Source organism: Paenibacillus tabacirhizosphaerae, from assembly GCF_040812395.1.
Lineage (GTDB): Bacteria > Bacillota > Bacilli > Paenibacillales > NBRC-103111 > Paenibacillus_E.
In genome coordinates, this window is record NZ_JBFNXH010000011.1 from 1 (window position 1) to 23,772 (window position 23,772).

The 23,772-nt window shown below is 48.6% G+C and carries 22 protein-coding genes; 3 read left to right on the forward strand and 19 right to left on the reverse strand.

Going from position 1 to position 23,772, the window contains the following annotated elements:
* Positions 1 to 289: 289 nt before the first annotated feature.
* Positions 290 to 1,159, reverse strand: a complete 870-nt coding sequence (locus tag ABRS97_RS18560) for a nucleotidyltransferase-like protein (protein WP_367816693.1) — start codon at positions 1,157 to 1,159, stop codon at positions 290 to 292.
* Positions 1,160 to 1,289: 130 nt separating this feature from the next.
* On the opposite strand from ABRS97_RS18560, the gene ABRS97_RS18565 reads away from it, so the two are divergent.
* The gene (locus ABRS97_RS18565; RefSeq protein WP_367816691.1) at positions 1,290 to 1,694 is read left to right on the forward strand and encodes a DUF2614 family zinc ribbon-containing protein; all 405 of its coding nucleotides are present in this window, start codon (positions 1,290 to 1,292) and stop codon (positions 1,692 to 1,694) included.
* A 53-nt stretch (positions 1,695 to 1,747) separates the two neighbouring features.
* Here the strand turns inward: ABRS97_RS18565 and ABRS97_RS18570 are convergent, their stop codons facing one another.
* From ABRS97_RS18570 to ABRS97_RS18635, 14 genes are all read right to left on the reverse strand, one after another.
* Complete coding sequence (locus ABRS97_RS18570; protein ID WP_367816689.1) at positions 1,748 to 3,430, reverse strand: glycosyl hydrolase family 18 protein; 1,683 nt, start codon at positions 3,428 to 3,430, stop codon at positions 1,748 to 1,750.
* 160 nt (positions 3,431 to 3,590) lie between these two features.
* Complete coding sequence (perR, locus tag ABRS97_RS18575) at positions 3,591 to 4,025, reverse strand: peroxide-responsive transcriptional repressor PerR (RefSeq protein WP_367816688.1); 435 nt, start codon at positions 4,023 to 4,025, stop codon at positions 3,591 to 3,593.
* 94 nt (positions 4,026 to 4,119) lie between these two features.
* A complete protein-coding gene (locus tag ABRS97_RS18580) occupies positions 4,120 to 4,743 on the reverse strand; it encodes a hypothetical protein (RefSeq protein WP_367816686.1) in 624 nt (207 codons plus the stop codon).
* 30 nt (positions 4,744 to 4,773) lie between these two features.
* Complete coding sequence (locus ABRS97_RS18585; protein WP_367816683.1) at positions 4,774 to 5,088, reverse strand: hypothetical protein; 315 nt, start codon at positions 5,086 to 5,088, stop codon at positions 4,774 to 4,776.
* Positions 5,039 to 5,641, reverse strand: coding sequence for an RNA polymerase sigma factor (locus ABRS97_RS18590; RefSeq protein WP_367816681.1), 603 nt, complete (start codon positions 5,639 to 5,641; stop codon positions 5,039 to 5,041). Before ABRS97_RS18590 ends, ABRS97_RS18585 begins: the two co-directional genes overlap by 50 nt.
* Before the next feature lie 118 nt (positions 5,642 to 5,759).
* On the reverse strand, positions 5,760 to 6,194 hold the full coding sequence (locus tag ABRS97_RS18595; protein WP_367816679.1) for a GNAT family N-acetyltransferase: 435 nt from the start codon (positions 6,192 to 6,194) through the stop codon (positions 5,760 to 5,762).
* Between the two features lie 114 nt (positions 6,195 to 6,308).
* Positions 6,309 to 7,784: an Asp-tRNA(Asn)/Glu-tRNA(Gln) amidotransferase subunit GatB gene (gene gatB / locus ABRS97_RS18600; RefSeq protein ID WP_367816677.1), complete on the reverse strand. Its 1,476-nt coding sequence runs from the start codon at positions 7,782 to 7,784 to the stop codon at positions 6,309 to 6,311.
* A gap of 182 nt (positions 7,785 to 7,966) precedes the next feature.
* Positions 7,967 to 9,424, reverse strand: a complete 1,458-nt coding sequence (gatA, locus tag ABRS97_RS18605; RefSeq protein ID WP_367816675.1) for an Asp-tRNA(Asn)/Glu-tRNA(Gln) amidotransferase subunit GatA — start codon at positions 9,422 to 9,424, stop codon at positions 7,967 to 7,969.
* Positions 9,425 to 9,454: 30 nt separating this feature from the next.
* Entirely contained in the window at positions 9,455 to 9,742 is a 288-nt protein-coding gene (gene gatC, locus ABRS97_RS18610; protein ID WP_367816673.1) for an Asp-tRNA(Asn)/Glu-tRNA(Gln) amidotransferase subunit GatC, read from the reverse strand.
* A 170-nt stretch (positions 9,743 to 9,912) separates the two neighbouring features.
* Positions 9,913 to 11,199: a TolC family protein gene (locus ABRS97_RS18615; protein ID WP_367816671.1), complete on the reverse strand. Its 1,287-nt coding sequence runs from the start codon at positions 11,197 to 11,199 to the stop codon at positions 9,913 to 9,915.
* A gap of 25 nt (positions 11,200 to 11,224) precedes the next feature.
* Positions 11,225 to 12,445 (reverse strand): ABC transporter permease, encoded by a 1,221-nt coding sequence (locus ABRS97_RS18620; RefSeq protein ID WP_367816669.1) that lies wholly within the window; start codon positions 12,443 to 12,445, stop codon positions 11,225 to 11,227.
* Positions 12,446 to 12,453: 8 nt separating this feature from the next.
* A complete protein-coding gene (locus ABRS97_RS18625; protein WP_367816667.1) occupies positions 12,454 to 13,728 on the reverse strand; it encodes an HlyD family secretion protein in 1,275 nt (424 codons plus the stop codon).
* A gap of 46 nt (positions 13,729 to 13,774) precedes the next feature.
* The gene (locus ABRS97_RS18630) at positions 13,775 to 14,347 is read right to left on the reverse strand and encodes a TetR/AcrR family transcriptional regulator (RefSeq protein ID WP_367816665.1); all 573 of its coding nucleotides are present in this window, start codon (positions 14,345 to 14,347) and stop codon (positions 13,775 to 13,777) included.
* Between the two features lie 121 nt (positions 14,348 to 14,468).
* Positions 14,469 to 14,849, reverse strand: coding sequence for an ATPase (locus tag ABRS97_RS18635; RefSeq protein WP_367816663.1), 381 nt, complete (start codon positions 14,847 to 14,849; stop codon positions 14,469 to 14,471).
* 202 nt (positions 14,850 to 15,051) lie between these two features.
* Between ABRS97_RS18635 and ABRS97_RS18640 the strand changes: the two genes are divergently transcribed.
* The gene (locus ABRS97_RS18640) at positions 15,052 to 15,348 is read left to right on the forward strand and encodes a DUF3817 domain-containing protein (protein ID WP_367816661.1); all 297 of its coding nucleotides are present in this window, start codon (positions 15,052 to 15,054) and stop codon (positions 15,346 to 15,348) included.
* Between the two features lie 1,294 nt (positions 15,349 to 16,642).
* On the opposite strand, the gene yicI is transcribed toward ABRS97_RS18640, so the two are convergent.
* Positions 16,643 to 18,979 (reverse strand): alpha-xylosidase, encoded by a 2,337-nt coding sequence (yicI, locus tag ABRS97_RS18645; RefSeq protein ID WP_367816659.1) that lies wholly within the window; start codon positions 18,977 to 18,979, stop codon positions 16,643 to 16,645.
* 147 nt (positions 18,980 to 19,126) lie between these two features.
* On the opposite strand from yicI, the gene ABRS97_RS18650 reads away from it, so the two are divergent.
* Positions 19,127 to 20,014: a helix-turn-helix transcriptional regulator gene (locus tag ABRS97_RS18650; protein WP_367816657.1), complete on the forward strand. Its 888-nt coding sequence runs from the start codon at positions 19,127 to 19,129 to the stop codon at positions 20,012 to 20,014.
* A 233-nt stretch (positions 20,015 to 20,247) separates the two neighbouring features.
* On the opposite strand, the gene ABRS97_RS18655 is transcribed toward ABRS97_RS18650, so the two are convergent.
* The 3 genes from ABRS97_RS18655 to tkt form a co-directional block, all read right to left on the reverse strand.
* Positions 20,248 to 20,739, reverse strand: coding sequence for a NanQ anomerase/TabA/YiaL family protein (locus ABRS97_RS18655; RefSeq protein WP_367816655.1), 492 nt, complete (start codon positions 20,737 to 20,739; stop codon positions 20,248 to 20,250).
* A gap of 305 nt (positions 20,740 to 21,044) precedes the next feature.
* Positions 21,045 to 21,701, reverse strand: a complete 657-nt coding sequence (fsa, locus tag ABRS97_RS18660; RefSeq protein WP_367816653.1) for a fructose-6-phosphate aldolase — start codon at positions 21,699 to 21,701, stop codon at positions 21,045 to 21,047.
* Positions 21,702 to 21,735: 34 nt separating this feature from the next.
* Positions 21,736 to 23,763 (reverse strand): transketolase, encoded by a 2,028-nt coding sequence (gene tkt / locus ABRS97_RS18665; RefSeq protein WP_367816651.1) that lies wholly within the window; start codon positions 23,761 to 23,763, stop codon positions 21,736 to 21,738.
* Positions 23,764 to 23,772: the final 9 nt, after the last annotated feature.

Consider the following 23,772-nt stretch of genomic DNA (forward strand, 5'->3'; position numbering starts at 1 on the left):
TTTTTGAACGATTGCTCGTTCGTGCTTCTTCACTCGTTGTTCAGTTTTCAAAGAACAATTTCTTTCGTTTTTGTTCACCGACCGTTTAGCGGCGACTTTTATAATATATCACATTCAACTCATTCAATGCAAGCTTTTTTTTCGTTTTTATTTTTTGCTTGTCTCACATTGTCTGTTTCGAAGGCAAACCGTTTTTGGCGGCGAAAGTTAATTTATCATAGATTCCTTAACAAAGTCAAGCAATAAAAAAAGAATAGGAGTAAACTCCAATTCTTCAAGAGAAGCAGCATTAAACGGCTGTATACTGGAGCTCTAATTCGGTTAATTCTTCATCCACTGGCACTGCTATTTCTTTAATTAATCCTTTTTTAACCAGCTTATTCAACAAAAGTGGAAGTTCTACTTTTACCTCTAGCAACTGTGAATGTTGTTGAAGCTCATCAGCGCTCATCGGATGATCACTTTCAGCTAATATGTGAATGAGTGCTTCACAGCAGCGTTCCATTTTGGACATGACGGAGAATTCACAGGCAAGCAAAACCAACTGAACTCTTTGTTTTAACGTTTCTTTACTCGTTGTCAGTTCTTCATAAAGCTTATAAACCCCGGGATTGATGGCACGAATTTGCCTCCATACGGTGATTTCGGGATGGTATCCGTCTTCAATAATGACAATACGCGCCCAGTGATGCAAGGCCTCTAGAATGTTGTTATAGGCATCAAGCAAGTGTTCATCCAGGATGTACTCCTTGCTCTGCAAATATTTGCGTAGAAAATGAGAAAATTCAATAAGAAGCTTATGTTCACGTAAATCAATCGGAAATTCAAGCATTCTGTGGCGAAGTCCTTCCAAGTACGTGTTCTGATCCAGAAGTATCTCCCCTTTCAGCAGCCAATGAATGATATTTCGATTTACTCCGTGTCGAATCCATTCTTCAAGAGAGGAGGGGTCCGCCCATCTTTCTTGTATCCTAGAATCGTCTCTTATATAATTAGACGTATGATTGTTCAGGCTCTGGTCGTTCGTAATGATTAGCAGCAATGTATCGAATCCGTCTGTCAGCACGGGAAGCTGCTTAGGGTTATCTACTACCATAATACTGATAACTCTTTGGTCATTTCGGAACTTAAGCAAAAGCTGCTCTCTATCGATTCCCATGGGTATCAGAATCTCCTGTCTCGAATTGTTTATTTAGATAGTTCTACATCGAAGACGGAGTTTCCTGCTGATTTCTGTGAAAAATCACACAAAAACCAATTTTTTAGACATAAGGGGAGGAACAAAAAAAGTGCGTTTGAGATCGAGTAAAGTGAATGAATTCCGTTTATGGGGACTTGCCATGACAATGGGCGGGATGCTGCTTATGATCATAGGTCTTGCCGGTATTGTTTTTGATTGGGGCAAAGCCGGAAGGATCATCGCCATTATTTTTATGATTATAGGTATGATCAGCGTATTAGTCAGTATGGGGATATACTTCTGGGCAGGTATGCTCTCGACTTCCGCTACGGTGATTGATTGCCCTGAATGTGGAAGAAGAACAAAAATGCTGGGCAAGACCGATCGATGCATGTTCTGTAAAACGATTTTGACTATAGATCCTCAATATCAACCAGCCGCAGAAGCCGAAAACTCCGCGGGTCAAGCCCTTCAAATAGATTTAGACAAGGGGCAGGAGCACAAATCCCATTGATGCAGCCAAAGAAAAAGCCGATCCTCGAGAGGGTCGGCTTTTCTATTTAGAAATTATTTGCTCTCAAGCGAATCCTGGATGACTTTCCACATAGCAGGCTGTTCAAAGCCTCTTCGCCAAGAAGCTACTCCCGCCAAACCATATTTCTTCACGAGTTCGATTCGCGATTTCACCGATGTATCATCTTCCAGCCAAATGCGTTGAAGCTTAGTCCCCTCTTTGTATTCCACATAGTTCTGGCCAGTTTCAGGAGAAAAGACAGGTGTCAGTTTTTTGTCATTAATGATCTTCTGAGCAGCTTCCATGGTTAGCGTCTTGGAGGTTACTTGCGTCTTCCCGCTCTTAGTCTCTTCCGTCCACAAGCGTGTATAAAACGGAACTCCCAGGACAAGCTTATTAGGTGGAACCTTTTCCGCATTAAGCAGCGTAGAAATAGATTTCTCTGTCCATGCCAGCGAAGAAACGGAACCCGATTTAGGGCTTGTCGCCCAATATTCGTCATAGGCCATGACCATCATATAGTCGACAACTTCGGCAAGGGCCGGTCTATCGTAAAACATTGACCACATTTCGTTCGTAGATTTCGGCGTTACATCAATGGAAACCGAGAGTCCCTGTTCATGCAGAAAAGGCGTCAGTTCGCGTACAAATTGAACAAGATTATCCTTATCCTTCAGATAAACATTTTCAAAATCAATATTGAAGCCTTGCAATTTATAGGTCTGTGCAAAGCCCAGAAGCTGCTTAATCGTCGTCATTCTTCGATCATAGGTAGAAAGTGCCTGCGAAGTGCGATCGGGCTCAAAACCGTTGCTAAACAGCGCCCATACTTGATAGTCTCTGCTTTGTGCCCATTTGACATAGGTGGCGTCTGCCGAATTCTTAACACGCCCCTCCCCATCAGATAAAGAAAACCAAGTTGGGCTTATCACGTTTAGACCTGGCATATCACCTATTTTGGCCGTATCCGGATTCTTCGTAATGACATGTTCCCATGTCATGTTAAGCTTGCCGCCGGGAGGCTTCCATGGCATAAAAGATGAAGTCTGTTCCTTTACCGGTATGCTCTCTTGGTGTTCTTCATTGATATCCGCTTTGCGAACGTATCCAATAGGGCCGCTTTCCTGCTGGATTTTGTACCACCCCTCCGCTTCTTCCAAAATCATCACTGGTTCATTTGGTGCAAGCGTAGCAAGGATTGGCGCTTTAATTGATGCTTCTGTTCGTAGCTGCGATCCATCCGCATTCGATTGTTTGCCCCATTTCAACTGATCCCCTTGCTTAAGTAAAATAATAGCACCTGTTTGATCCGATTCCCTGATTTCAAAAGGATACAATTCCCGAAGAGGTTCTATCGGCACATAAATCGTGTTGTCCTTCTTTTCGACCGGAAACGATAACGTGACAGGCTTCTCGTTCATAAGCGCTGACAGCTGAGCCGTCTTGAACCGCAGTACTTTATCTTTGGTAGTGATGATGACGGAATCGCTTGCTTTTTCATATATAATCGAGGGATCCATCCATTCTTGAATGAGTTCAAGGGGAAGCTTAAGCCCTTCTTTCTCTCCAATGGCGCTAGTTTGAAAAAAGGTTCCATGATAAAAAACCGGTTTTTTGAGGTCGTGGAAGTCGGTTTCCACGTGCATTTTGTTCGGAGCAAATTGCTTCCATAGGAAGACGCCCACGCCTGATGCTATACATAGTACGATAATAAGGCTTAAAACTATCCATCTCATTGCTGAGTTTCTGCGGTGAGGCTGCTGCGTTGGATGCAAATCTTCACTTCCTTTTAATAATTTACAAACAAAAATAAAAACGTGTTCTACCTTCTTCATGAAGGTTCGAACACGTTTCATTATACAACATAGAAGCAGAAAAAGAGGAATTCTGCTCTAGCTAGTGCTTGGTAATCCCTGTGCAATCCGAGCAAACGCCATAAACTTCTAATCGATGACCGCGTACCTGAAAACCTGTCTGATGCGCAGCGGTTTCCTCTACGTCGTGAAGAGGCGGGTATTCGAAATCCGTGATTTTGCCGCACACTTCACATAACGCATGATAGTGGTCGGTCATATCCGCATCAAAACGGCTTGAGCTATCTCCATAAGTGAGCTCGCGAACAAGCCCAGCTTCAATAAAAACTTTGAGATTGTTGTATACAGTCGCAACACTCATGTTAGGAAATTTCGATTCTAATGATTTGTAGATGTCATCTGCGGTCGGATGAGTCATGGAATCCAGCAAAAAGGATAGAATGGCATGCCGCTGCGGGGTCATCCGAACGCCTGTTGTTTTTAACTTGGCTAAAGCCTGTTCTAAATGTACTGTCATGATACTCACCACCTGATGTTAGTCGTTAAAGCTTTACATTATATTGTACGTGCGATACTCGACTTTTGTCAATGATGGTTGCACAGTTGGGGCATTATTCCGATTTATTTTTGCGCGTATCCCATAAAAACATGGCCAGTCCCGCAACGATAAGAACGACCGAACCCATGTAAGAACCCATAAAACTAAAGAGCCCTGTAAACCAGTCAGGCTTGGAGCTTAACAAGAAAAACAAAACACCTAGCGTAATAAGCATGACACCCAGATTACTGCCGCGGAAAAGCTTTTGCAAGGGATCCTGACCTGTCGCGAATTCTCCCAGCTCGTTCCGGCGATTAACATTATCCGTGGCCTGCAAAGCATCAAAAACATTATAGAAATAAATAACCGGAATGATTAAAGCGAAAAGCGTGACCATCGGCACATTAGATGGTTGATCATTATGGGAAACAATCGTGGTTATCGTAAAAATGTCGAGAATGAGAATCGCCATGATAAACAAACCTCGCTGCATCAACCCTAAGTAAAAGTGGCCCGTACCTGGGATGAGGAGTGAAAATACACCAGCGATCCATTTACGCTTCTTCGGGACTTGATAATAAGGCGGGTATGGCATGTTCGTATAATTGGAAGAAGGCTGCCGCAAGAAAGGGTCTTGCAACAAATCTTCATGGTGTGGAAACTCATGCATACGATTGTTGTCGTTGGGAACGTTCATGATAATTGGCCTCCGATCTGTCTGTATATTTCAGGATTGCAACAATTGTGAAATCTGCTGAAGGTATGCCGTTAGGTGAGTTATCTCCGTATCAATGGTTAGTATTTTGCTTACAATGCCTGATTGTATCAAGAGTACTGTTGCTGCTGCCGCTACAAGCCCATTCACCATATCATTCCTCCATCGAGGTTTCTTAGGCTTGATGACAGAGCCAATTTCCGGCTCTTGAATGCTCCGCATTACACGGTCTGTAAATGAAAGAGTAGGTTCGATGAGCGGCATTTCATCCAAAAGCTTATTTAGGGATTGCGTGAGCCGTTCGTCGTCCTGCCGATTCAGCCTCATGCGGGTTCACCTCCAACCATTTTTCCTTGAGCATCGCTTTGCCCCGGTAAAGCCTTGTTTCAAGGGTTTTGACAGGCAGTCCTGTAACTACCGACATTTCCTGATACGTGAGCTGCTTATAATGAAACAAGTACATAATCAGTCGGTACTTATCGGGCAGCTCTGACAACAGAGCTTGCATCCGCTCCTGATCATCCTTCAGCAACAACTTCTCCTCCGGCTGCTCTCTTGTGTCGCTTAGCCAACCTTTCATTTTATCCAACAAAGCATCATAAGGCCTTCGCTTCTGAGAACGCCGATAGTCGGTTACTAGGTTCGTCGTCATGCGATAAAGCCAAGTTGTAAACTTCGCTTCCCCACGAAAGTTGGAAAGAGAGCGGAACAGCTTAACAAAAACTTCCTGGGTTAAGTCCTCAGCAGTCTCCTTGTGCTCTACCATTCGGTAAACGAGCGTATAAATGTAGCTCTTATGCCGTTCTACCAGCACACGGTAGGCATCGGAGTGGCCTTGACGGACACGTTCAATTAACTGCTCATCCGTCAAATTATCCATGCTGACTTCCCCCCTTTCTATCGATACGCTTAATTAGACGACGACGCCCAATAGTCCCCTTCAAATTTTCACTGTTTCTTTCAATCGTAACTCCGACATCGCCAGATGTTGTATTCAGTTAAAGCAGCGCCGGCCTCTCAAATGTAGTTAGGGAGACGCCCGGCGGCACTGTGAAAACTCTGCGCTGGACAAAGCCGAAGTCTTCATACAGCCGCACAGCAGGGAGATTGGCCGTTCCGGTAGAAACAATGAATCGCGAAGCGCCGCTGCGCTGCTGAACGGTCAGCACATGCTTGAGAAGCGCACGAGCTATACCGCGCCTAAAATAATCCGGATGCACCATCATTCGGCAGATCGTTACAACGCTTCCTTCACAAGAGTAGGAAATTGCCCCAACGAGCATCGTTGATCCGTCATCGTCTGCAGTGTAATAGCCGTAAAAGATCTCATCCGCTTCGCGGATGGAGGCGATCCCTTCCTTCAACGGCGGAATATCGTCAAATCCAATCCGCTCCGCCTCAACGCGGTACGATGCAATTTGCAAGGAGAGCAATAGTAAGATTTCTTCATTGGTATGAAGAGAAATCGGCTGGATCGACAGATAGAATCCTCCTTCATAAGAGAAAAAGTGGTGTCCTTTAAATAAGGATCACCACTTTATACATTATCATTTGCTGTTCAGGCACTCCACAATTAATTTGTTTACGAGTCCTGGATTCGCTTTGCCTTTGGTTTCTTTCATGACTTGTCCAACCAAGAAGCCTACGGCCTTTTCTTTCCCAGCCTTGAAATCGGCAACGGATTGAGGGCTATTCGAAACAACCTGCTCCACAATCGCCTTGATGGCGCCTTCGTCGCTGATTTGTACAAGTCCCTGCTCTTCAACAATCTTCTGAGGATCTTTGCCGGATTCGATCATTTCCTTGAATACGGTTTTGGCGATTTTCGTGGAGATCGTGCCTTTCTCGATCAGTCCGATCATTTCGCCTAAGCCTCTGCCTGTGATCTTCACGTCTTGAAGCTCAAGGTTATTCGCATTCAAGTAGCCAAGCAGATCGCCCATGATCCAGTTCGAGACCGCTTTAGCGTCTTGTGTATACTGCAGGCTCTCTTCGAAGAAGTCAGCCAGCTTCACAGAAGCGGTGATAACCTCAGCGTCATAGCCCGGCAGGCCATAATCGCTGGCATATCTCGCTTTGCGCGCATCCGGCAGCTCGGGAATTGTTGCACGGACGCTGGCTTTCCAAGCATCGTCAATGTAAAGGCTGACGAGGTCCGGGTCCGGGAAATAGCGATAGTCGTGTGCCTGCTCCTTGCCGCGCATCGCCAAGGTTTTACCTTGCGTATCATCCCAGCGGCGCGTTTCCTGCACGACTTCGCCGCCGCTGCGGAGGATGTCCGCTTGACGGTATTCCTCGTACTCAAGTCCTCTTTGGACGCCGCGGAAGGAGTTCATGTTCTTCAGTTCGGCTCTAATGCCGAGCTTCTCCTGCCCGACAGGACGCAAGGAGATGTTCGCGTCACAGCGCAGTGAGCCCTCCTCCATTTTCACGTCGGAAACGTTGCAATAGAGCATAATTGCTTTAATCTTCTCGAGGTAAACCCGCGCTTCTTCAGGCGAGCTTAGCTCCGGCTCGGATACGATTTCGATCAGCGGCGTTCCCGCGCGATTCAAGTCGACGAGCGAGGCGTAGCCGCCATCAACGTGTGTTAATTTGCCTGCATCTTCCTCGAGATGAACACGGTTTACGCCGATACGCTTAATCACGCCGTTCACTTCGATATCGATCCATCCATTCTGGCCGATCGGATGATCATATTGCGAAGTTTGGTACGCATCCGGTGAATCCGGATAGAAGTAATTTTTGCGATCAAACTTACTATGGGTCGCGATGGTGCAGTTGAGTGCCATAGCTGCTTTCATCGCGTATTCCACAGCTTGACGGTTCAGTACGGGCAAGACGCCCGGATGCCCAAGGCACACCGGACATGTATTCGTATTCGGAGGGTCTCCGAAAGAAGTCGCACAGCTGCAAAATATTTTGGAAGCGGTATGAAGCTCTACGTGAACTTCCAAACCGACAACCGTTTCAAATTGGGTATCCGTTGCCGTCAAAATAACAGCCTCCTTCGTATAAAACATCCCCATTGAGAGTTTAAAAAGTCCGCTTTCAGAACCGAGAAGGTTGGAGGAACTCTGGAGAAGGAGGAACGGAGCGTAGAGGTTTTCTACGAGAGTACCGGACTTCCCAGATTCGTCCAAGATTCGATGTCGAGATACTTCCCGTTTCTCTTCGTTATCAAAGTGGACTTTTTAAGCTTCCTCTACAATTGCGGGCGTTGTTTGTGGTGATCTGTATGTTGTTCAAATGCATGGGCGACGCGCAGCAGCTTAGCTTCATCGAGCGCTTTGCCGATTACTTGCAGTCCGACCGGAAGTCCGTTCACGAAACCGCAAGGCACGCTAATCGCCGGTATGCCAGCCAAGCTGACAGGAATGGTCATGATATCGTTCAAATACATCGTTAACGGGTCTTCGTTCTGCTCACCAATCTTGAAAGCAGGCGTAGGCGCCGTCGGCCCGATGATAATATCGTATTTCTCAAACACTTGATCGAAATCTTGCTTAATCAATGTACGGACCTTCTGCGCTTTCAAATAATACGCATCGTAATAGCCTGAACTTAGGGCGTAGGTGCCAAGCATGATGCGGCGTTTGACCTCCGGGCCAAAGCCTTCGCTTCGCGACATGTGATACACATCGAGCAGGTTGCGAGCGTTGTCGGAACGAACGCCGTAACGAATGCCGTCAAAGCGCGCCAAGTTCGAAGAAGCTTCCGAAGAAGCGAGCAGGTAGTACGTAGCCACTGCATACTCAGAATGAGGCAGTGTTACTTCTTCCCACGTAGCGCCCAAGCCTTCAAGCACTTTCAGCGCTTCGAGCACTTTCTCTTTCACGGCAGGGTCGATCCCCTTGCCCACATATTCTTTCGGTACCCCGATGCGAAGCCCTTTGACATCTCCGGTCAAAGCGCTGAGGTAATCGGGGATATCCACGTTAGCCGAAGTGGAATCCTTCGGATCATAGCCTGCAATGGCTTGAAGCAGATACGCAGCGTCTTCAACGTTTTTCGTCAGCGGCCCGATCTGGTCGAGCGATGATGCGAAAGCGACGAGACCATAGCGGGACACGAGCCCGTACGTCGGCTTCAGGCCGACGATACCGCAGTAGGCGGCCGGCTGGCGAATCGAGCCGCCGGTGTCGGAGCCCAGCGCGAAGTACACTTCGCCGGCAGCAACTGCCGCTGCCGAGCCGCCGCTGGATCCGCCAGGCACGTAAGCTGTGTTCCACGGATTGTGGGACGGATGGTACGCGGAGTTCTCATTGGAACCACCCATGGCGAACTCGTCCATATTCAGCTTGCCGATGGTTACGGTTTGTGCTTCTTTCAGCTTGCTTACGACTGTACCGTCGTAGATTGGATTATAGTTAGCCAAGAACTTGCTCGCGCAAGTTGTCGTCAAGCCTTCGGTAACCATATTATCTTTGATCCCAATCGGCAAGCCGAACAAGTTGCCGCGATTGCTGTCACTTGCTAACAACTCGTCCAATTGATGGGCTGTCGCTCTGGCATTTTCTTCATCGAGTGTAAGGAAAGCGCGAACCTTCGACTCGACTTCCCCAATTCGTGTATAGGATTGATCCACGAGATCGGCAACCTTGAGTTCTTTGCCTTGAAGCTTCGCGTGGATTTCTTGTAGGTTTAGATCAAACAAAGACAACGACAGGCACTCCCTTTCATATATGTATTTCTATTCAAGTACAGCTGGCACTTTGAATTGACCATCTTCTTCGTCCGGCGCATTCAACATAACTTTCTCGATAGGCAGCGACGGCTTCGTGGCGTCTTCACGCATGACGTTCACAAGCGGCATCGCGTGACTGGTCGGTTCAACACCATCCGTGTTAAGTTCATTCAATTGCTCGGCATATTTTAAAATCGCATTCAATTGCTCGGTAAACTGCTCTTTCTCCTTGTCAGTGAGATCGAGTCTAGCCAACTTTGCAACATGCTCGACATCCGTTTTTGTAATGCTCACGTTTCTACACCCCTTTTATCAACGTCTGGTCATTCTTTTCATTATATCCCAACTTTCACCCAAAAGTGAAGCAAGCTTATGGTGAACGTTTCTTGTTCATGCAAAAAAACCGCAAACCGATCTAGACCAACTGCACTGTCCGTAGATCGGGTTCGCGGCTTTTGCATGGACTATTGGATAAACCCGGTATCCATTGCTTTCACCTTTTCTTTTAACGTGTAGTATTTCAGCTTCGCTGCAGCCAGCGTCGTTTCATTTTGATGCACCTTAAGCATGAATTTAGTGAGGTCATGCTTCGAAATCACACCCACGTTGTATCGGAATTGAACGTTCTTCAAATCCGCATTGATGTCATTCAAGTTGCGCTGTTCGGTCAGAACCGATTGATACGCATTTTTGGCATCGTTATACGCAGCCTGAATCTTTTTCGTAAGCTCGAGCTGGGTTTGCTGGTTCTTTTGCCCTGCGATCGCAATATTCGCGCCTAAATACTCACTACCGTATGTACTATTGGTCACTGTATTGCCAGACTGCCAAACCGATTCATCTATGTTGTTAGCGGTCGTCTTCATTTGATACGAACTTTCTAATAAGGTCTTTGTGTCCTTTTCTACGATTGGTTCTACAACAATGGGTTCAATGTCCCTAATAATTAAGTTGGGATCATAAGAAATGCCAATGTCTGCGGAAAGCTGCACAATCCCTAAGCGGTAATTGTTGGTCAGTGATGCGATATCATCTTTTTGTTTGCTAATCGCTTTCTGGACCGTCTGAACATCATCGGCGGAAGCAAGACCTTGCTGTTGAAAAAGCGTCGCTTTCAAAAGATCTTTTTCCATAACAGATTCGTATTCTTTCATAAAATCAAGCTGTTTTTTCTGGCCCAGCAACTGAACATACTGTGCAATTGTCTGCAAACGAATTCCGGCTTTCGCTTCGTCCGTCTGCAGCAGCGTATTTTTTTTATCCGTATCCAGCTGATGAATCGCCATTCTCGCCTGCTCGCGTTGGGTAAGAATTATGGTATTCATCCCCCCTGCCAAAGCGCCCATGGAATCCATCAATTTATTAATCGCTGTATTCGAGATTGCCGTCATCGGATCCAGAGGATCTACCCCAGGTATAACGACTTGGCCAGGGGTCGTTGGCAAGTATTGCGGGGCTGGAACCGCGGTTCCGACCAAGCGTTCCTTTTGATCCTCGAGATCGCCTTGCTTGCCGGCTTGAGCTGCATATTTTAAGGTCAGTAGGTTCAAGTTATGCGAATCCTTCAGTGCTTTGTCCAGCACATAGTTCAAGTCAATGAAAGAAACCGTATCCAGGACCTCCGTACTCACGTAGAGGTTCTGGGTAATATCTTCGTCGTCATCGTAGACGATGCTATCGGCAAAAACAGCTGCTTGCGAGCTTGAAAAGAGCAACAGGGCTGCTGTAAGGCTGATCAGTGATTTTTTCACAAGTATCGCATCCTTTCTCTTATCGTTACATGGTCATATTGGTGCCGGAAGGAAGCGTTGGCTGGCTGTCGATCACTGTGTCCTTCACTTTATGCTTGGAAAACACAACAAACCGGGTGAACAGCATCGCAAGGAAATAGGTAATCGCACCTGTTAAAACCAAAGCGATGCCGTCATGCCAAATGGCAGATAGCTCGTTCCCTTTGACAAAAATGTTTCGCATCCCGTCCAAAAAATAGGTAAGCGGAAGCATGTGACCGAATATTTGAAGCGCCTTGGGCATCGCCTCGAAAGGCCAGGTAAATCCGGAAAGCATGAAAGATGGCACCGCGATGAGCATCGCCGTTTGGGTAGCGCCAAGTTGATTGCCGGAAAAAAGGCTGATGAAATAGCCGATGCCGCTAACCGCAAAGGTGAAGCATAGCGTCAAGCCTAAGCCCAGGAGCAAGCTTCCGTTGAACGGCGTGCCAAAAACGAGAAACGCAATAACCAGGGCAATGACGGTGTTGAACATGTTGATGATAAAATATGGCGCTGTTTTCACATAGGCAATCCGCCAAGGTTCCCGCTTCCAAGCTGCAAACCGCTGCCAGGTACCGTTATCTTTGTCCCGTGTGATCGTTAGAGCAATGCCCAGGAATAACACCTGCTGCAAAATGGCGCCCGTCAAACCGTAAAGCATAAAATCGCTGTAATTAAAGGCTGGATTGTACATCACGCGATAACGAAACGGAATTGGCGACAACGTGTTCATGATCTGCTCGCTCTGAAGACCCTGCTGCATTTGAAGCTTCTTCTGCGAGAAGCCCATGCTGAATGTCGTGATAACTTCATTGGCGCCTTTGGTCGCGGAGTTGGAAATCATCATGTTGCTTCCATCAATTAGCGTGAGCAGCGGCAGTGTTTCGCCATGCTTCAGCTTCGCTTCGAAATTAGAGGGGATAACAAGCCCTACCTTGGCTTCGCCGCTCGATAGCGCTTGCTTGACCTCCTCCTCGGAATGATATTCTTTCGTGATTTGAAACGATTCACTTTCTTCAAAGGCTTGTATAATTTGACGGCTAAGCGGACTTTGATCTGCATCCATGACGACAGTCGCCATTTCGGTCACTTTGTGATGCACATAAATGGATCCGAAAAGAAACGTGTACATAACGGGAACGAAAAACAAGATAAGGAATAGACGTCGATCCTTCAGAATGTGCATCCATTCTTCTGTTATTAATTTGCCAATCCGAAGATCCATCTCCTGCCTCATCCTTCCGTTTTGCCATTCCATATTAAAGTCATTCCCGTCGCTGCGTTGTCTGGCAAGCTGTTCAAATCAACCTTGATGCCAAATGAACGGATGTCCGTCTCTCCTGATGTTTGTGTCGCTTTTTTAATTGCAAAATCAGGAGCAGCTGCTATTGTAGCTATGACACCTTCCACTTTTTCACCTGAGGAGACAAGCTGCAGACTAATTTTATCTCCCGCCTTTAAGCCGCCGATTGCTGTCTCAGGCAAATAAAACTTCGCCCAAAACTTATCGATGGCATTCATTGTGAATACCGGGAATCCAGATCCTACCAGCTCACCGGCTTGTGCCGATTGGGAGAGAATGACGCCGTCACTCGGAGCTAACAGCTCGGTATAACTCAAATAAGTTTCTGCCTCCATCTGTGCTGCCTTCGCTTGCTGCTCGCCGGATTGCGCGGACTTAACCGCCCCTTGAGCTTGCTGCACAGCGGCAGCGGCGGCGGCTACATCGCCTTGCCTGACCTTTACGGTTTCACGATTCGCTTCCGCCAGTTTCAAAGAAGCTTTAGCCTGCTCTAAAAGCGCCTCGGCTCCACGTATCTCTTCCTCACGCGGACCGATGTTTGCGATATTGTACTGCTGCTCAGCGAGATCGCGCTTTGTCTTCGCTTCTTGATAACTCACTTTTACTTTATCCACGTCCGCTTGCGACACTAGACCTTGCGTCAACATCGCATTCATTCGATTTAAATTTTGCTCGGCGATGGTGTAAACTTCTTTGGCCGCATCCAGTTGAATCTCTGCTTGCTTCTTCTCTTCAGGACGCGCTCCGTTATGCAGCCCATCCACTTTCGCTTGTGCTGCACTCACTGCAGCTTGCGCCTGCGCGATTTGCTGATCTGCCGTATCGGCCGTCACCTCGACACCGGCAATTCCCTGCTGTTTCTTGGCTTCCGCAGTCGCTGAGGCTCCCTGAGCTTCGGCAATTTTACCTTGCGCAAGCGCTACGGCTGCTTTCGCTTGTTCGACCTTCGCTTCAATCTCCGTGCTTTGCAAATGCGCCAGCACCTGCCCCTTTTTCACGGTGTCTCCTTCTTTTGCAAGAATTTCCGTCACTCGTCCGCCTACCTTAAAGCTCGCGCTAACTTCATTCGTTTCTATATAAGCCGACGGATGCAGTCGATTAGCTGGATCAGTTTGACTGATAGCCTGTTTGGACGATAAAAGAAACGTACTTGTGCCGATGACCGCTGCCATCACAACATAAACTAAGGGTCGTATAAAACGCATAACTACTCCTCCAATTATTAAAGAGTCCAAATGATAAATTAGTTGTTTAGGAGATCTCTAGACTGTTCATCAGATAGAACTTGAGCAATTCCGATATTTTTTCGTTAGACAATGGGGCATTTTTCTTCTCCCAATCAAAAACGAGCGCGACATAGAGCTTAAACATAATGAATGCTGTTATTTTCGGGTCACAGGCCTTCATACTGCCGTTATGTATCGCAATTTCAATCCGCTTAGTAATAAAATCAATGATTTCCGCTTCAATGCCCGACAAGATTTCCTGGATCACCTGGTTGCCATGCTGCTGAACTTCGTGAGCTAAAAGAATCAAAAGCTCATGCTCTTTGCGGAAAACCAGAATACTATAAATAGCCCCATGGATTTTCTCAAAAGCCGTCTTGCCCTCTAGAATCGCTTGCTCTGCCTTCGACTTCATTTCGTTAACGAGCGACTGCACGATGTCATGAAGCAGGATTTCTTTATTGGCAAAATACGTATAAATCGTCGCTTTCCCGACGCCTGCGATTTTCGCGATTTGATCCATCGTTGTGCCTTTGTACCCAAACAGGGAAAATGATTTTTTGGCGGAATCCATAATGATTATTTTTTTCGGGTCCATGTTTGCACGCTCCAGAACTAAAATACTAATATAGTTTTATGTTCGAAATTAATATAGCATTGTTTCCTTTTTTTATCAATAAAAAAATGCGACAGCTCATATTGAGCCGCCGCATTCGCGTTCATATCCAGGCCTTAAGGCCGACTTGTCGAATGAAATCTTCGCTGGTTTGCACTTCTTTATTTATTTCTGTCTGAACTTCTTCTAAGGCGTCCCCGTTCATGATTCTCTTGAACATATCCTCATTCTTCGTTGCGAGCGCGTAATCAATGAGCGCTTCTTTCTCAATCTGATCCGCTTCCTGCCTGAGAAGAACTTCTTCCAGCTCGATATCCTCAGCGGTTACGTAGTAGTGCTTATTGTCCTTGGGAATACGAACGACATAATCAAAGATATTATCCGCATTCCGATCATAAGCAATAATATATCCATATTGGCCGATGGGCAGATTCTGCTCCAAGCTATCGGCAATCACGATTATTTTTTCACCAAGACGAAGCATCGGAACTCCCCCTACCTCATAAAAACTGTAAGATCATCTAACTCTCTATGAATATCGTACTAAAAAATAAAGAGAGTGTCCAATAGAGGGAGTCGATTTAATTGAAACCTATTGTTCATACAGCGTTCATAATTCCATACTATACTGGTTGTAATTTCCTACAGACATGAATGGATATGAATTGATAAGGAGTTGTTGTATCATGGGCAAGCGTTCATTGAAATTTCTGCATTATGTTGGTTTAGCTGAAGGTGCTTCGTTTCTTCTGTTGTTATGCATTGCCATGCCGCTTAAATATGCTATGAACCTACCGCAGGCTGTACAAATTTTCGGCTCGTTACACGGATTCTTGTTCGTCTTATACCTTTTGGCGCTCGCGCTCGTCATGGTCAAGCACCGTTGGTCCTTTACACGTCTATTTATTGCTTTTATCGCTGCCTTTCTCCCCCTCGGGCCTTTTGTTCTTGACGGCAGACTCCGCAAGGAAATTTCTGAATAATGGGCGATATTGTATAAATTAGCATGAGTGAAGCTGATATCGTATAAAAAAAAGAGCAGCCCAACTTAACCGAAGGCCCTATTGACAAGATGATATTCCTGTTCATCTTGTCAATAGGGCCTTCGAACGCGCCCGGCTGCGGCGGCGGCTTTCTTTGCCAGCCGTAATGACCCTTTGGGGCGTTACGGGCAGGGCTTGGCGCAGGTACGGCCTCTGTAACGGCCGTATGGGGCCTTTGGGCCGCGTCCGGCTGCGGGGGCGGCTTTCTTTGCCAGCCGTAACGACCCTTTGGGGCGTTACCCGCAGGGCTTGGCGCAGGTACGGCCTCTGTAACGGCCGTATGGGGCCTTTCGGCCGCGCCCGGCTGCGGGGGCGGCTTCTTTTGCGAGCCGTAACGACCCTTTGGGGCGTTACGGGCAGGGCTTGGCGCCGGGGCGGCCTCTGTAGGGGCCGAAAAGGGCCTTTCGGCCCCGCCCGGCTGCGGGGGCGGCTTCTTTTGCGAGCCGTAACGACCCTTTGGGGCGTTACGGGCAGGGCTTGGCGCCGGGGCGGCCTCTGTAGGGGCCGAAAAGGGCCTTTCGGCCCCGCCCGGCTGCGGGGGCGGCTTCTTTTGCGAGCCGTAACGACCCTTTGGGGCGTTACGGGCAGGGCTTGGCCCTATTCGGCCGCTGTAAGGGCCGAAGGAGCCTTTCGGCCGCGCCCGGCTGCGGCGGCGGCCTTCTTTGCGAGCCGTAACGACCCTAAGGGGCGTTACGGGCAGGGTTTGGCGCCAGGGCGGCCTCTGTAACGGCCGAATGGGGCCTTTCGGCCGCGCCCCCCGGCTGCGGCGGCGGCTTCTTTTGCGAGCCGTACGACCCTTTGGGGCGTTACGGGCAGGGTTTGCCGCCGGGACGGCCTCTGTAAGGGCCGAATCGGGCCTTTCGGCCGCTTCCGGCGGCGGCGGCTTCTTTTGCGAGCCGTAACGACCCTTTGGGGCGTTACGGGCAGGGCTTGGCACCGGGACGGCCTCTGTAACGGCCGTATGGGGCCTTTCGGCCGCGCCCGGCTGCGGGGGCGGCTTTCTTTGCCAGCCGTAACGACCCTTTGGGGCGTTACGGGCAGGGCTTGGCACCGGGACGGCCTCTGTAAGGGCCGTATGGGGCCTTTCGGCCGCTTCCGGCTGCGGGGGCGGCTTCTTTTTCGAGCCGTAACGACCCTGAGGGGCGTTAGGGGCAGGGCTTGGCACCGAGCCCCAAGGCGAAAAAAAGATTGCACAGGATTTAAATCCAGGTGCAATCTTCATACAGACATTTGCTTACAGCGTTATGCGGACAACGCCACCTGCAGTATTAGCGGTAACTCGCAAGCCGAATGCGTACGCTTCCTGCGTCCCGCCTTCTACCCTGGCTGCCGACGATGATACGCCTCTAAGTACAAGCCTCCATGGGCTTCCATCGGTTGCCCCAGCTCCAGATCTAGCCGCTTGGATCACATTGCCGCTCCGTGTGGCGATAACGGTGTTCTCTTCTTTTGTATCCGGATGATAAACTCGCGATACCGCTTCCTGCCCATCTTCCAGTTCAAAGAGATGATACTCACTATGCGCCGTATAGTCGTAATCCGGCTTCTCGTCCACGTTGCCAACAGCCAGCAGGGTGTTCGGGCGTACGAAGAGCGGAATGCTCAAGTAGCTGTGATGTTCCTTGAACCATCTGCCTCCTTCAACCTTTTCCCTAGTTAAGAAATTCGTCCAAATGCCGGCAGGCAGATAATAGGATACTTCACCCGATTCGTCGAAAATTGGAGCCACCAACAGCGAATTCCCAATCATATACTGGCGATCCAAGCTATCGCAGGTCGGGTCGTTTCCGAACTCCAGCAGCATGGCGCGCATAAGCGGTAGCCCAAGCTGGGAAGCTTCAACTGCGGTGCTGAATATATAAGGCATCAGCCTGCTCTTAAGCTTGGTGAAGAAACGCAGCACGTCGACTGCTTCTTCATCGTACAGCCAGGGAACGCGGTACGAGCGGCTTCCGTGCAGACGGCTGTGGCTGGAGAGCAAGCCGAACGCAGCCCAGCGCTTATACAGATCCGCGCTGGAAGTACTTTCGAAGCCGCCGATATCGTGGCTCCAGAAGCCGAAGCCGGACAAACCAAGCGATAGACCGCCACGCAAGCTCTCGGCCATGGATTCATAGGTTGCCGTGCAATCGCCGCCCCAGTGTACGGGGAACTGCTGTCCGCCTGCGGTTGCGGAACGGGCAAACAAGGCGGCTTCGCCCTTGCCGAGCTTCTCTTCCAGTACCTCGAAGACGACTTTGTTATATAGCTGCGTGTAGTAATTGTGCATCTTGTTAGGGTCAGAGCCATCATGATAAACAACATCTGTCGGAATGCGCTCGCCGAAATCCGTTTTAAACGAGTCAACGCCCATATCAACAAGCCGTCTCAGCTTACCTGCATACCATTCGCATGCCTCCGGATTTGTAAAATCCACAATCCCCATGCCCGGCTGCCACATATCCCATTGCCAAACATCGCCGTTCGGTCGTTGCAATAAATATCCACCCTGCATCCCTTCCTCAAACATCGGCGAACGCTGCGCAATATAAGGGTTGATCCAGACGCAAATCTTTAGTCCCTTGCTTTTGAGGCGCTGCAGCATGCGCTCGGGCTCTGGAAAAATTCGTGTATCCCATTCGAAGTCACACCAATGGAATTCCCTCATCCAGAAGCAGTCGAAATGGAACACATGCAGGGGCAGTTCTCTCTCTGCCATCCCATCAATGAAGCCCGTTACCGTCGATTCGTCGTAATTGGTTGTGAACGAGGTCGTCAGCCAGAGACCGAATGTCCAAGCTGGCGGCAGTGCAGGCTTGCCAGTCAATGTGGTGTAGTTGCCAAGCACTTCTTTTAAATTCGCTCCGCCAATGAGAAAATACTCTAAGTATTCTCCCTCTACGCTGAACTGCACCTTGGATACTTTTTCTGAGGCGACCTCAAAGGAAACATTTTCAGGGTGATTCACAAAAACGCCGTATCCTTTATTCGTGATATAAAAAGGAATGTTTTTATACGACTGCTCAGAATTCGTCCCGCCGTCACTGTTCCAAATCTCTACGCTTTGGCCGTTTTTCACAAACGGAGTAAACCGCTCGCCCAGTCCATATACGCTTTCGCCAACACCCAGATCCAGTTGATCTCTAACGAAGGTACCCTCATTTTCGGAAATGACATAGCCCATGCCTCTGAAGCCGCTTGAAGTGAGCTTGCGCCCATTATACGCAAACACGAGATTCCAAGGCTGGTCTCTGCGAATGCTTGCGCGTAAATTGCCGCTGGTTAAGCTCGCTTCCAGCTCATTCGCCACTACGGAGGCCGCAAGATCTTCATCCGTATGGATGGCAAAGAACGGCCCTACTTGCCTTTTGCCTTTATGATGAAAGATTTGAACGCGAATGACATCCTTAATTGGGGAGGACAGCTTCACCTCGATCAAAGGGGTGTCCAACTCTCCTGATCGATCGACGATTGCTTTCGGCGGACCAAACAAAGTAAGTGAGCCATTCGTTGCAGTTACGTCATGCACTTCAACCGGGCTAATAATTTGGTAGCCTTTGCGGGTCATCCATTGGCCGTTGCTAAATTTCAATGGGGTCATCTCCTCATAATCTGATATTATAATTATATTGATCCTATTCAGTATTCCTTAATAAAATAGTAATCGCTTTACCCGGTAATTGTCTCCAAGAATACTGATATTGATATATAACAATTTTGATGCGAATGGAGCTCCTCGATGGAACTTGAAGATCTGCAAGAAGGCCGGATTCACGGCGACCTCATGTTTCCGCTTTGCGTGTACAAAGTCGAGAAAATCAATGACGTCTTTTTCATTTACCACTGGCACAAGGAAATCGAATTCATTTACATGACGGAAGGGAGTGCTGTCTTCCACATTGGCTCGTCTGTCATTGAGCTGTTGCAAGGCGAAGCGCTGCTCATTCCAAGCGGGCAGCTGCACGCCTGCTATCCGACGGGAGATCTCCCAGCTTACTTCCATGCGATCGTCTTCGACTCTCATTTGCTCAGCAGCAGCGCCTATGATGCGATACAAAGCAAATACATTGAACCATGGATAGAAAAACGGCTCCTTTTGCCAGATATCATCCGGCCTTCCAGCTCTTGGGAGGAGCGCGTTCTTCTTTTGCTCAGGGACATGATCAAACAGTACGCTGAGCAGCCGCGCGGCTTCGAGCTGAGAATGAAAGCAGATTTGCTGGCGATATTCGCCGAGCTGCTTCCATATGGCGAACACTCCTCTGACTCCACTCGAAGCAACGCAGATACGGGGAAAATCGAGAGAATCAAGCCCGTTCTCCTCTACATGCATGAGCATTATAAGGAACGGATGCTTATTCAGGAGCTGGCAGCCCTTATTCCGATGAGCGAAGGCCATTTTTGCCGCTTTTTCAAATCCATTGTGAAAAAAACGCCTGTCGAATACCTCAACTTTTTGCGCGTCGAGAAAGCGATGAAAATGCTCGAAGATCCGCATATCAAAATTATCGATGTCGCCAGCGATGTCGGATTTGAAAGTCCGAGTTATTTTATTAAAACCTTCAAAGCGTTAAAGAACATGACCCCGACTGACTATCGTAAAACGTATATTGCTCAGCAGTCATAAGGATAAACGACTCCGTCGTCCTTCAAGGACGAGCGCGATTTTCAAGGCAGAGGCGAAGCAAAGTATAAAACTTATACATCATTGTCTACTGAAAAAAGCCTCAAGAACCTGAACCAATGGCTCTTGAGGCCTTCACCTCTCTATTCAAAACCCGCTATATGCCTAATGCGTAAATGAATAAAACCTTCCGAAATCATACAAGATGACCTTCGAAAGGTTCAGAGGAGACGGCGCTATAGCGCTAGCAGATTCTTATGAATTTTGATAACAATCTTCTTATTGATCGTCTGATCTTGAACAGAACAGTTAGGGCGATGAATATCGGAAGGGAAGCACACGGCGAACATGCCAGGTTTCAGTATAATGTCCGTTTCGATCTGTGTATCATTCAAGTTGTAGAAGGCTATGTCATGGGTTTCGAATTTATTGTCAACTACGATAACGTCCGGTTCGAGCTTATAGAAGCATAACCGTTCTGCCCCGCTCACCAGAAATTGAATATCCGTATACACCGCGTGGGATTCCGGCATTTGCTCCGCTTTCGGGCAAGTCACACTTTCCTGCACGTTGGCATACATCAATTCCCCATCGTCACCTTCAAGCGGATACCTTCCCAGCTCTGCCTCACCCAAATGACGCGATAAAATATAGTCGATCCCCCGTTGCACCGCATCCGGCCATAGATGGCGCTCTTTCTCATAGTTCTGAACGTCGCTGATAATCATACGATGACTCCTTTCTATTCTTGAAGGCATACTAACCTTTATTTTAACGAATTGCCTTATTTTGCGCAAAAAAAGACCCGCTTCGGGCAGCGGGCCTGATTGTTGAGAAAAGGGAGTGGAGTGCTCAGCAGTTTTCGGAGAAGCGTTAGCGCTCACCTTTGTCATTTTGTTGTAACCGCTGAACATTTAAAATTGCAATCAAACAACAAAATGACAACAGTGATCGGAGAAAATCTGCTGAAGCACGCAACGAACTAAATTTCTCAACAATCTTACCCGCTTCGGGCAGCGGGCCTGCGTTTCTATTAGAACTTGCTTTGGTTCGCGCCTTCCCAATCAGCCAAAAATCTTTCGATGCCAGCGTCCGTCAGCGGATGCTTGGACATGGATTCGATAACTTTATAAGGAACCGTTGCAATGTGCGAGCCTGCAAGCGCAGCTTCAATAACATGTGCGGAATGGCGCACGCTGGCAGCAATAATTTCGGATTTGATGTTATGCACTTGGAAAATTTGACTGATTTCTTTGATCAGGTTCATGCCCACCTGGTTAATATCATCCAAACGTCCGATGAACGGCGAAACGTAAGTCGCGCCTGCGCGAGCGGCAAGGAGTGCTTGCGTGGAGGTGAAGATCAAAGTCACATTCGTAGGAATGCCCAGTTCTCTGAATACATTCGTCGCTTTGAGTCCATCAAGTGTCATCGGAAGTTTAATGACTACGCTGGAGCCGAGTTCAGCCAGTTTCTTTCCTTGCTCAACCATTTCATCTGCTCGAAGCGAGATAACCTCTGCGCTAATCGGCACATCGCCGACAATCGAAATGATCTCTTTCACCGTTTCAAAAAAATCTCTTCCTTCTTTGGCAATGAGTGACGGATTCGTTGTTACGCCTGCGACAACGCCCAGATCGTGGGCTTTGCGAATTTCCTCTACATTAGCTGTGTCGATAAACAATTTCATGACGTATCCCTTCCTTTTCTCCCACAATGGGTTCTTATTGGAAATACTTCTGTCTAATTTGTTGGACGATCGCTTCTGTTGTAAACCCATATTCGCGAATTACTTTGTCAGCTTTGGCCGATGCTCCGAATTTACGGATACCGACGACGAAACCTTCACCGCCTGTAATGTCTTCCCAGCCTGCCGGATAAGCCATTTCAATAACGACATTAGCCTTCACTTGAGGCAAAAGAATAGACTGCTGCACCTCTAAGGATTGCTGCTCGAACAGCTCGCGGCTCGGCATCGAAATCACGCGTGCCCCAATTCCATCTTGCGCCAACTGCTTTTGAACGTCAAGCGCCAAAGCAACTTCGGAGCCTGTTGCAATCAGTTGAACATCAGGCGTTGCACCGCTTGGTGCATCTGACAGGACGTAAGCGCCGTAGTGTATGTTCGCGAACGCTAGCTTGTCCGTGCCTGGAAGCACCGGCAGGTTCTGACGCGACAGCGCGAATACGAACGGCCCTTGCTTCGCTTGGAGCACATATTCCCAAGCCGCCGCCGTCTCGTTCGCGTCTCCCGGGCGGAAGACCGTCAGATCGGGAATCATCCGCAGGGAGGGGATCTGCTCGATCGGTTGATGCGTCGGGCCGTCTTCCCCAACAGCGATGCTGTCATGCGTGAACACATACGCAACAGGCAGCTTCATCAGTGCAGATAAGCGAATCGCTCCCCGCAGATAATCGCTGAACACGAGAAACGTGCCGCCGAAAGCGCGCAAACCGCCATGCAACAGCATGCCGTTCAGCGCTGCGCCCATCGCAAATTCGCGAACGCCGAACCAGAAATTGCGGCCGCTGTAATTGCTTGCGCTGAAAGCGTCAGCGTCATTAATCATGGTGAAATTAGAGCTTGCGAGGTCAGCTGAGCCACCTACGAAGCTAGGCACACGCTTCGCCAAGGCATTGATCACTTTACCCGACGCCGTACGCGTAGAGATCGCCCCGTCCTCTGGGGTAAAGCGAGGCACCTCGGCATTCCAATCCGCCGGCAGATCTCCGGAAGCGGCGATTTCAAATTGCTTTGCAAGCTCAGGATAAGCTGCTTGGTAGTTTTTCCACAGCTGCTCCCAGCTATCCTCAGCCTCAGCGCCCAACTGTTTATAGCTGGCGAAATGTTCAATAACCTCAGCCGGCACATAGAAGTCCGGCTCGAGCGGCCAACCCAGCGCCTGCTTCGTCAGCAGCAGCTCTTCCTTGCCAAGCGGACTGCCGTGCGTCCCGCCGTGTCCGCCTTTGCCGGCTTTGTTCGGACTGCCGTAGCCGATTGTCGTTTTGATCTCGATCAGGGTTGGACGATTCGGATCCGCCCTCCCTGCTTCGATGGCTGCGGAAATCGCATCCACATTGTTTTGTTCTTCAACGCGCAGATACTGCCAACCGTAAGATTCGATGCGTGTGCGAGTATTTTCGGAAAAGGACATGTTAAGCTCGCCATCCAGCGAGATATCGTTGGAATCATAGAGCACGATAAGCTTGCCAAGCTTCAGGTGGCCTGCTAGTGAAGCGGCTTCGCTGGAAACGCCTTCCATCAAATCGCCATCTCCGCAAATAGCATACGTGTAATGATCAACAAGCGGGAAGCCCTCTTGGTTGTAAACGGAAGCCTGATGCGCTTCGGCCATTGCCATGCCGACCGCCATCGCAACGCCTTGACCGAGCGGACCTGTTGTTGCTTCGACGCCAGCCGTATGGCCAAACTCCGGATGCCCCGGTGTGCGGCTGCCCCATTGGCGGAATTCCTTGATGTCATCCAGCGTTACATCGTAACCGCTCAAGTGAAGCAAGCTGTAGAGCAGCATAGAGCCGTGGCCTGCCGACAAGACGAACCGGTCGCGATCCGTCCATTTCGGATTCGCAGGATTATGCTTCAAGTGCCGCGTCCAAAGCGCATAAGCCATTGGCGCTGCGCCCATCGGCATGCCAGGATGACCCATGGCTGCTTTCTCGACAGCGTCGATTGTAAGCGTTCTAATTGTATTGATACTTAATTCTTCTACGGTTACTGATGTCTGATTCATGACAAACTC

Bases quoted from the DNA above. Each gene is read 5' to 3' on its own strand.
- ABRS97_RS18560 (WP_367816693.1), bottom strand. From the start codon at position 1,159: ATGGGAATCGATAGAGAGCAGCTTTTGCTTAAGTTCCGAAATGACCAA.
- ABRS97_RS18570 (WP_367816689.1), bottom strand. From the start codon at position 3,430: ATGAGATGGATAGTTTTAAGCCTTATTATCGTACTATGTATAGCATCA.
- perR (WP_367816688.1), bottom strand. From the start codon at position 4,025: ATGACAGTACATTTAGAACAGGCTTTAGCCAAGTTAAAAACAACAGGC.
- ABRS97_RS18580 (WP_367816686.1), bottom strand. From the start codon at position 4,743: ATGAACGTTCCCAACGACAACAATCGTATGCATGAGTTTCCACACCAT.
- ABRS97_RS18585 (WP_367816683.1), bottom strand. From the start codon at position 5,088: ATGAGGCTGAATCGGCAGGACGACGAACGGCTCACGCAATCCCTAAAT.
- ABRS97_RS18590 (WP_367816681.1), bottom strand. From the start codon at position 5,641: ATGGATAATTTGACGGATGAGCAGTTAATTGAACGTGTCCGTCAAGGC.
- gatB (WP_367816677.1), bottom strand. From the start codon at position 7,784: ATGTTTTATACGAAGGAGGCTGTTATTTTGACGGCAACGGATACCCAA.
- ABRS97_RS18620 (WP_367816669.1), bottom strand. From the start codon at position 12,445: ATGGATCTTCGGATTGGCAAATTAATAACAGAAGAATGGATGCACATT.
- ABRS97_RS18625 (WP_367816667.1), bottom strand. From the start codon at position 13,728: ATGCGTTTTATACGACCCTTAGTTTATGTTGTGATGGCAGCGGTCATC.
- ABRS97_RS18630 (WP_367816665.1), bottom strand. From the start codon at position 14,347: ATGGACCCGAAAAAAATAATCATTATGGATTCCGCCAAAAAATCATTT.
- ABRS97_RS18635 (WP_367816663.1), bottom strand. From the start codon at position 14,849: ATGCTTCGTCTTGGTGAAAAAATAATCGTGATTGCCGATAGCTTGGAG.
- ABRS97_RS18640 (WP_367816661.1), top strand. From the start codon at position 15,052: ATGGGCAAGCGTTCATTGAAATTTCTGCATTATGTTGGTTTAGCTGAA.
- ABRS97_RS18650 (WP_367816657.1), top strand. From the start codon at position 19,127: ATGGAACTTGAAGATCTGCAAGAAGGCCGGATTCACGGCGACCTCATG.
- ABRS97_RS18655 (WP_367816655.1), bottom strand. From the start codon at position 20,739: ATGATTATCAGCGACGTTCAGAACTATGAGAAAGAGCGCCATCTATGG.
- fsa (WP_367816653.1), bottom strand. From the start codon at position 21,701: ATGAAATTGTTTATCGACACAGCTAATGTAGAGGAAATTCGCAAAGCC.
- tkt (WP_367816651.1), bottom strand. From the start codon at position 23,763: ATGAATCAGACATCAGTAACCGTAGAAGAATTAAGTATCAATACAATT.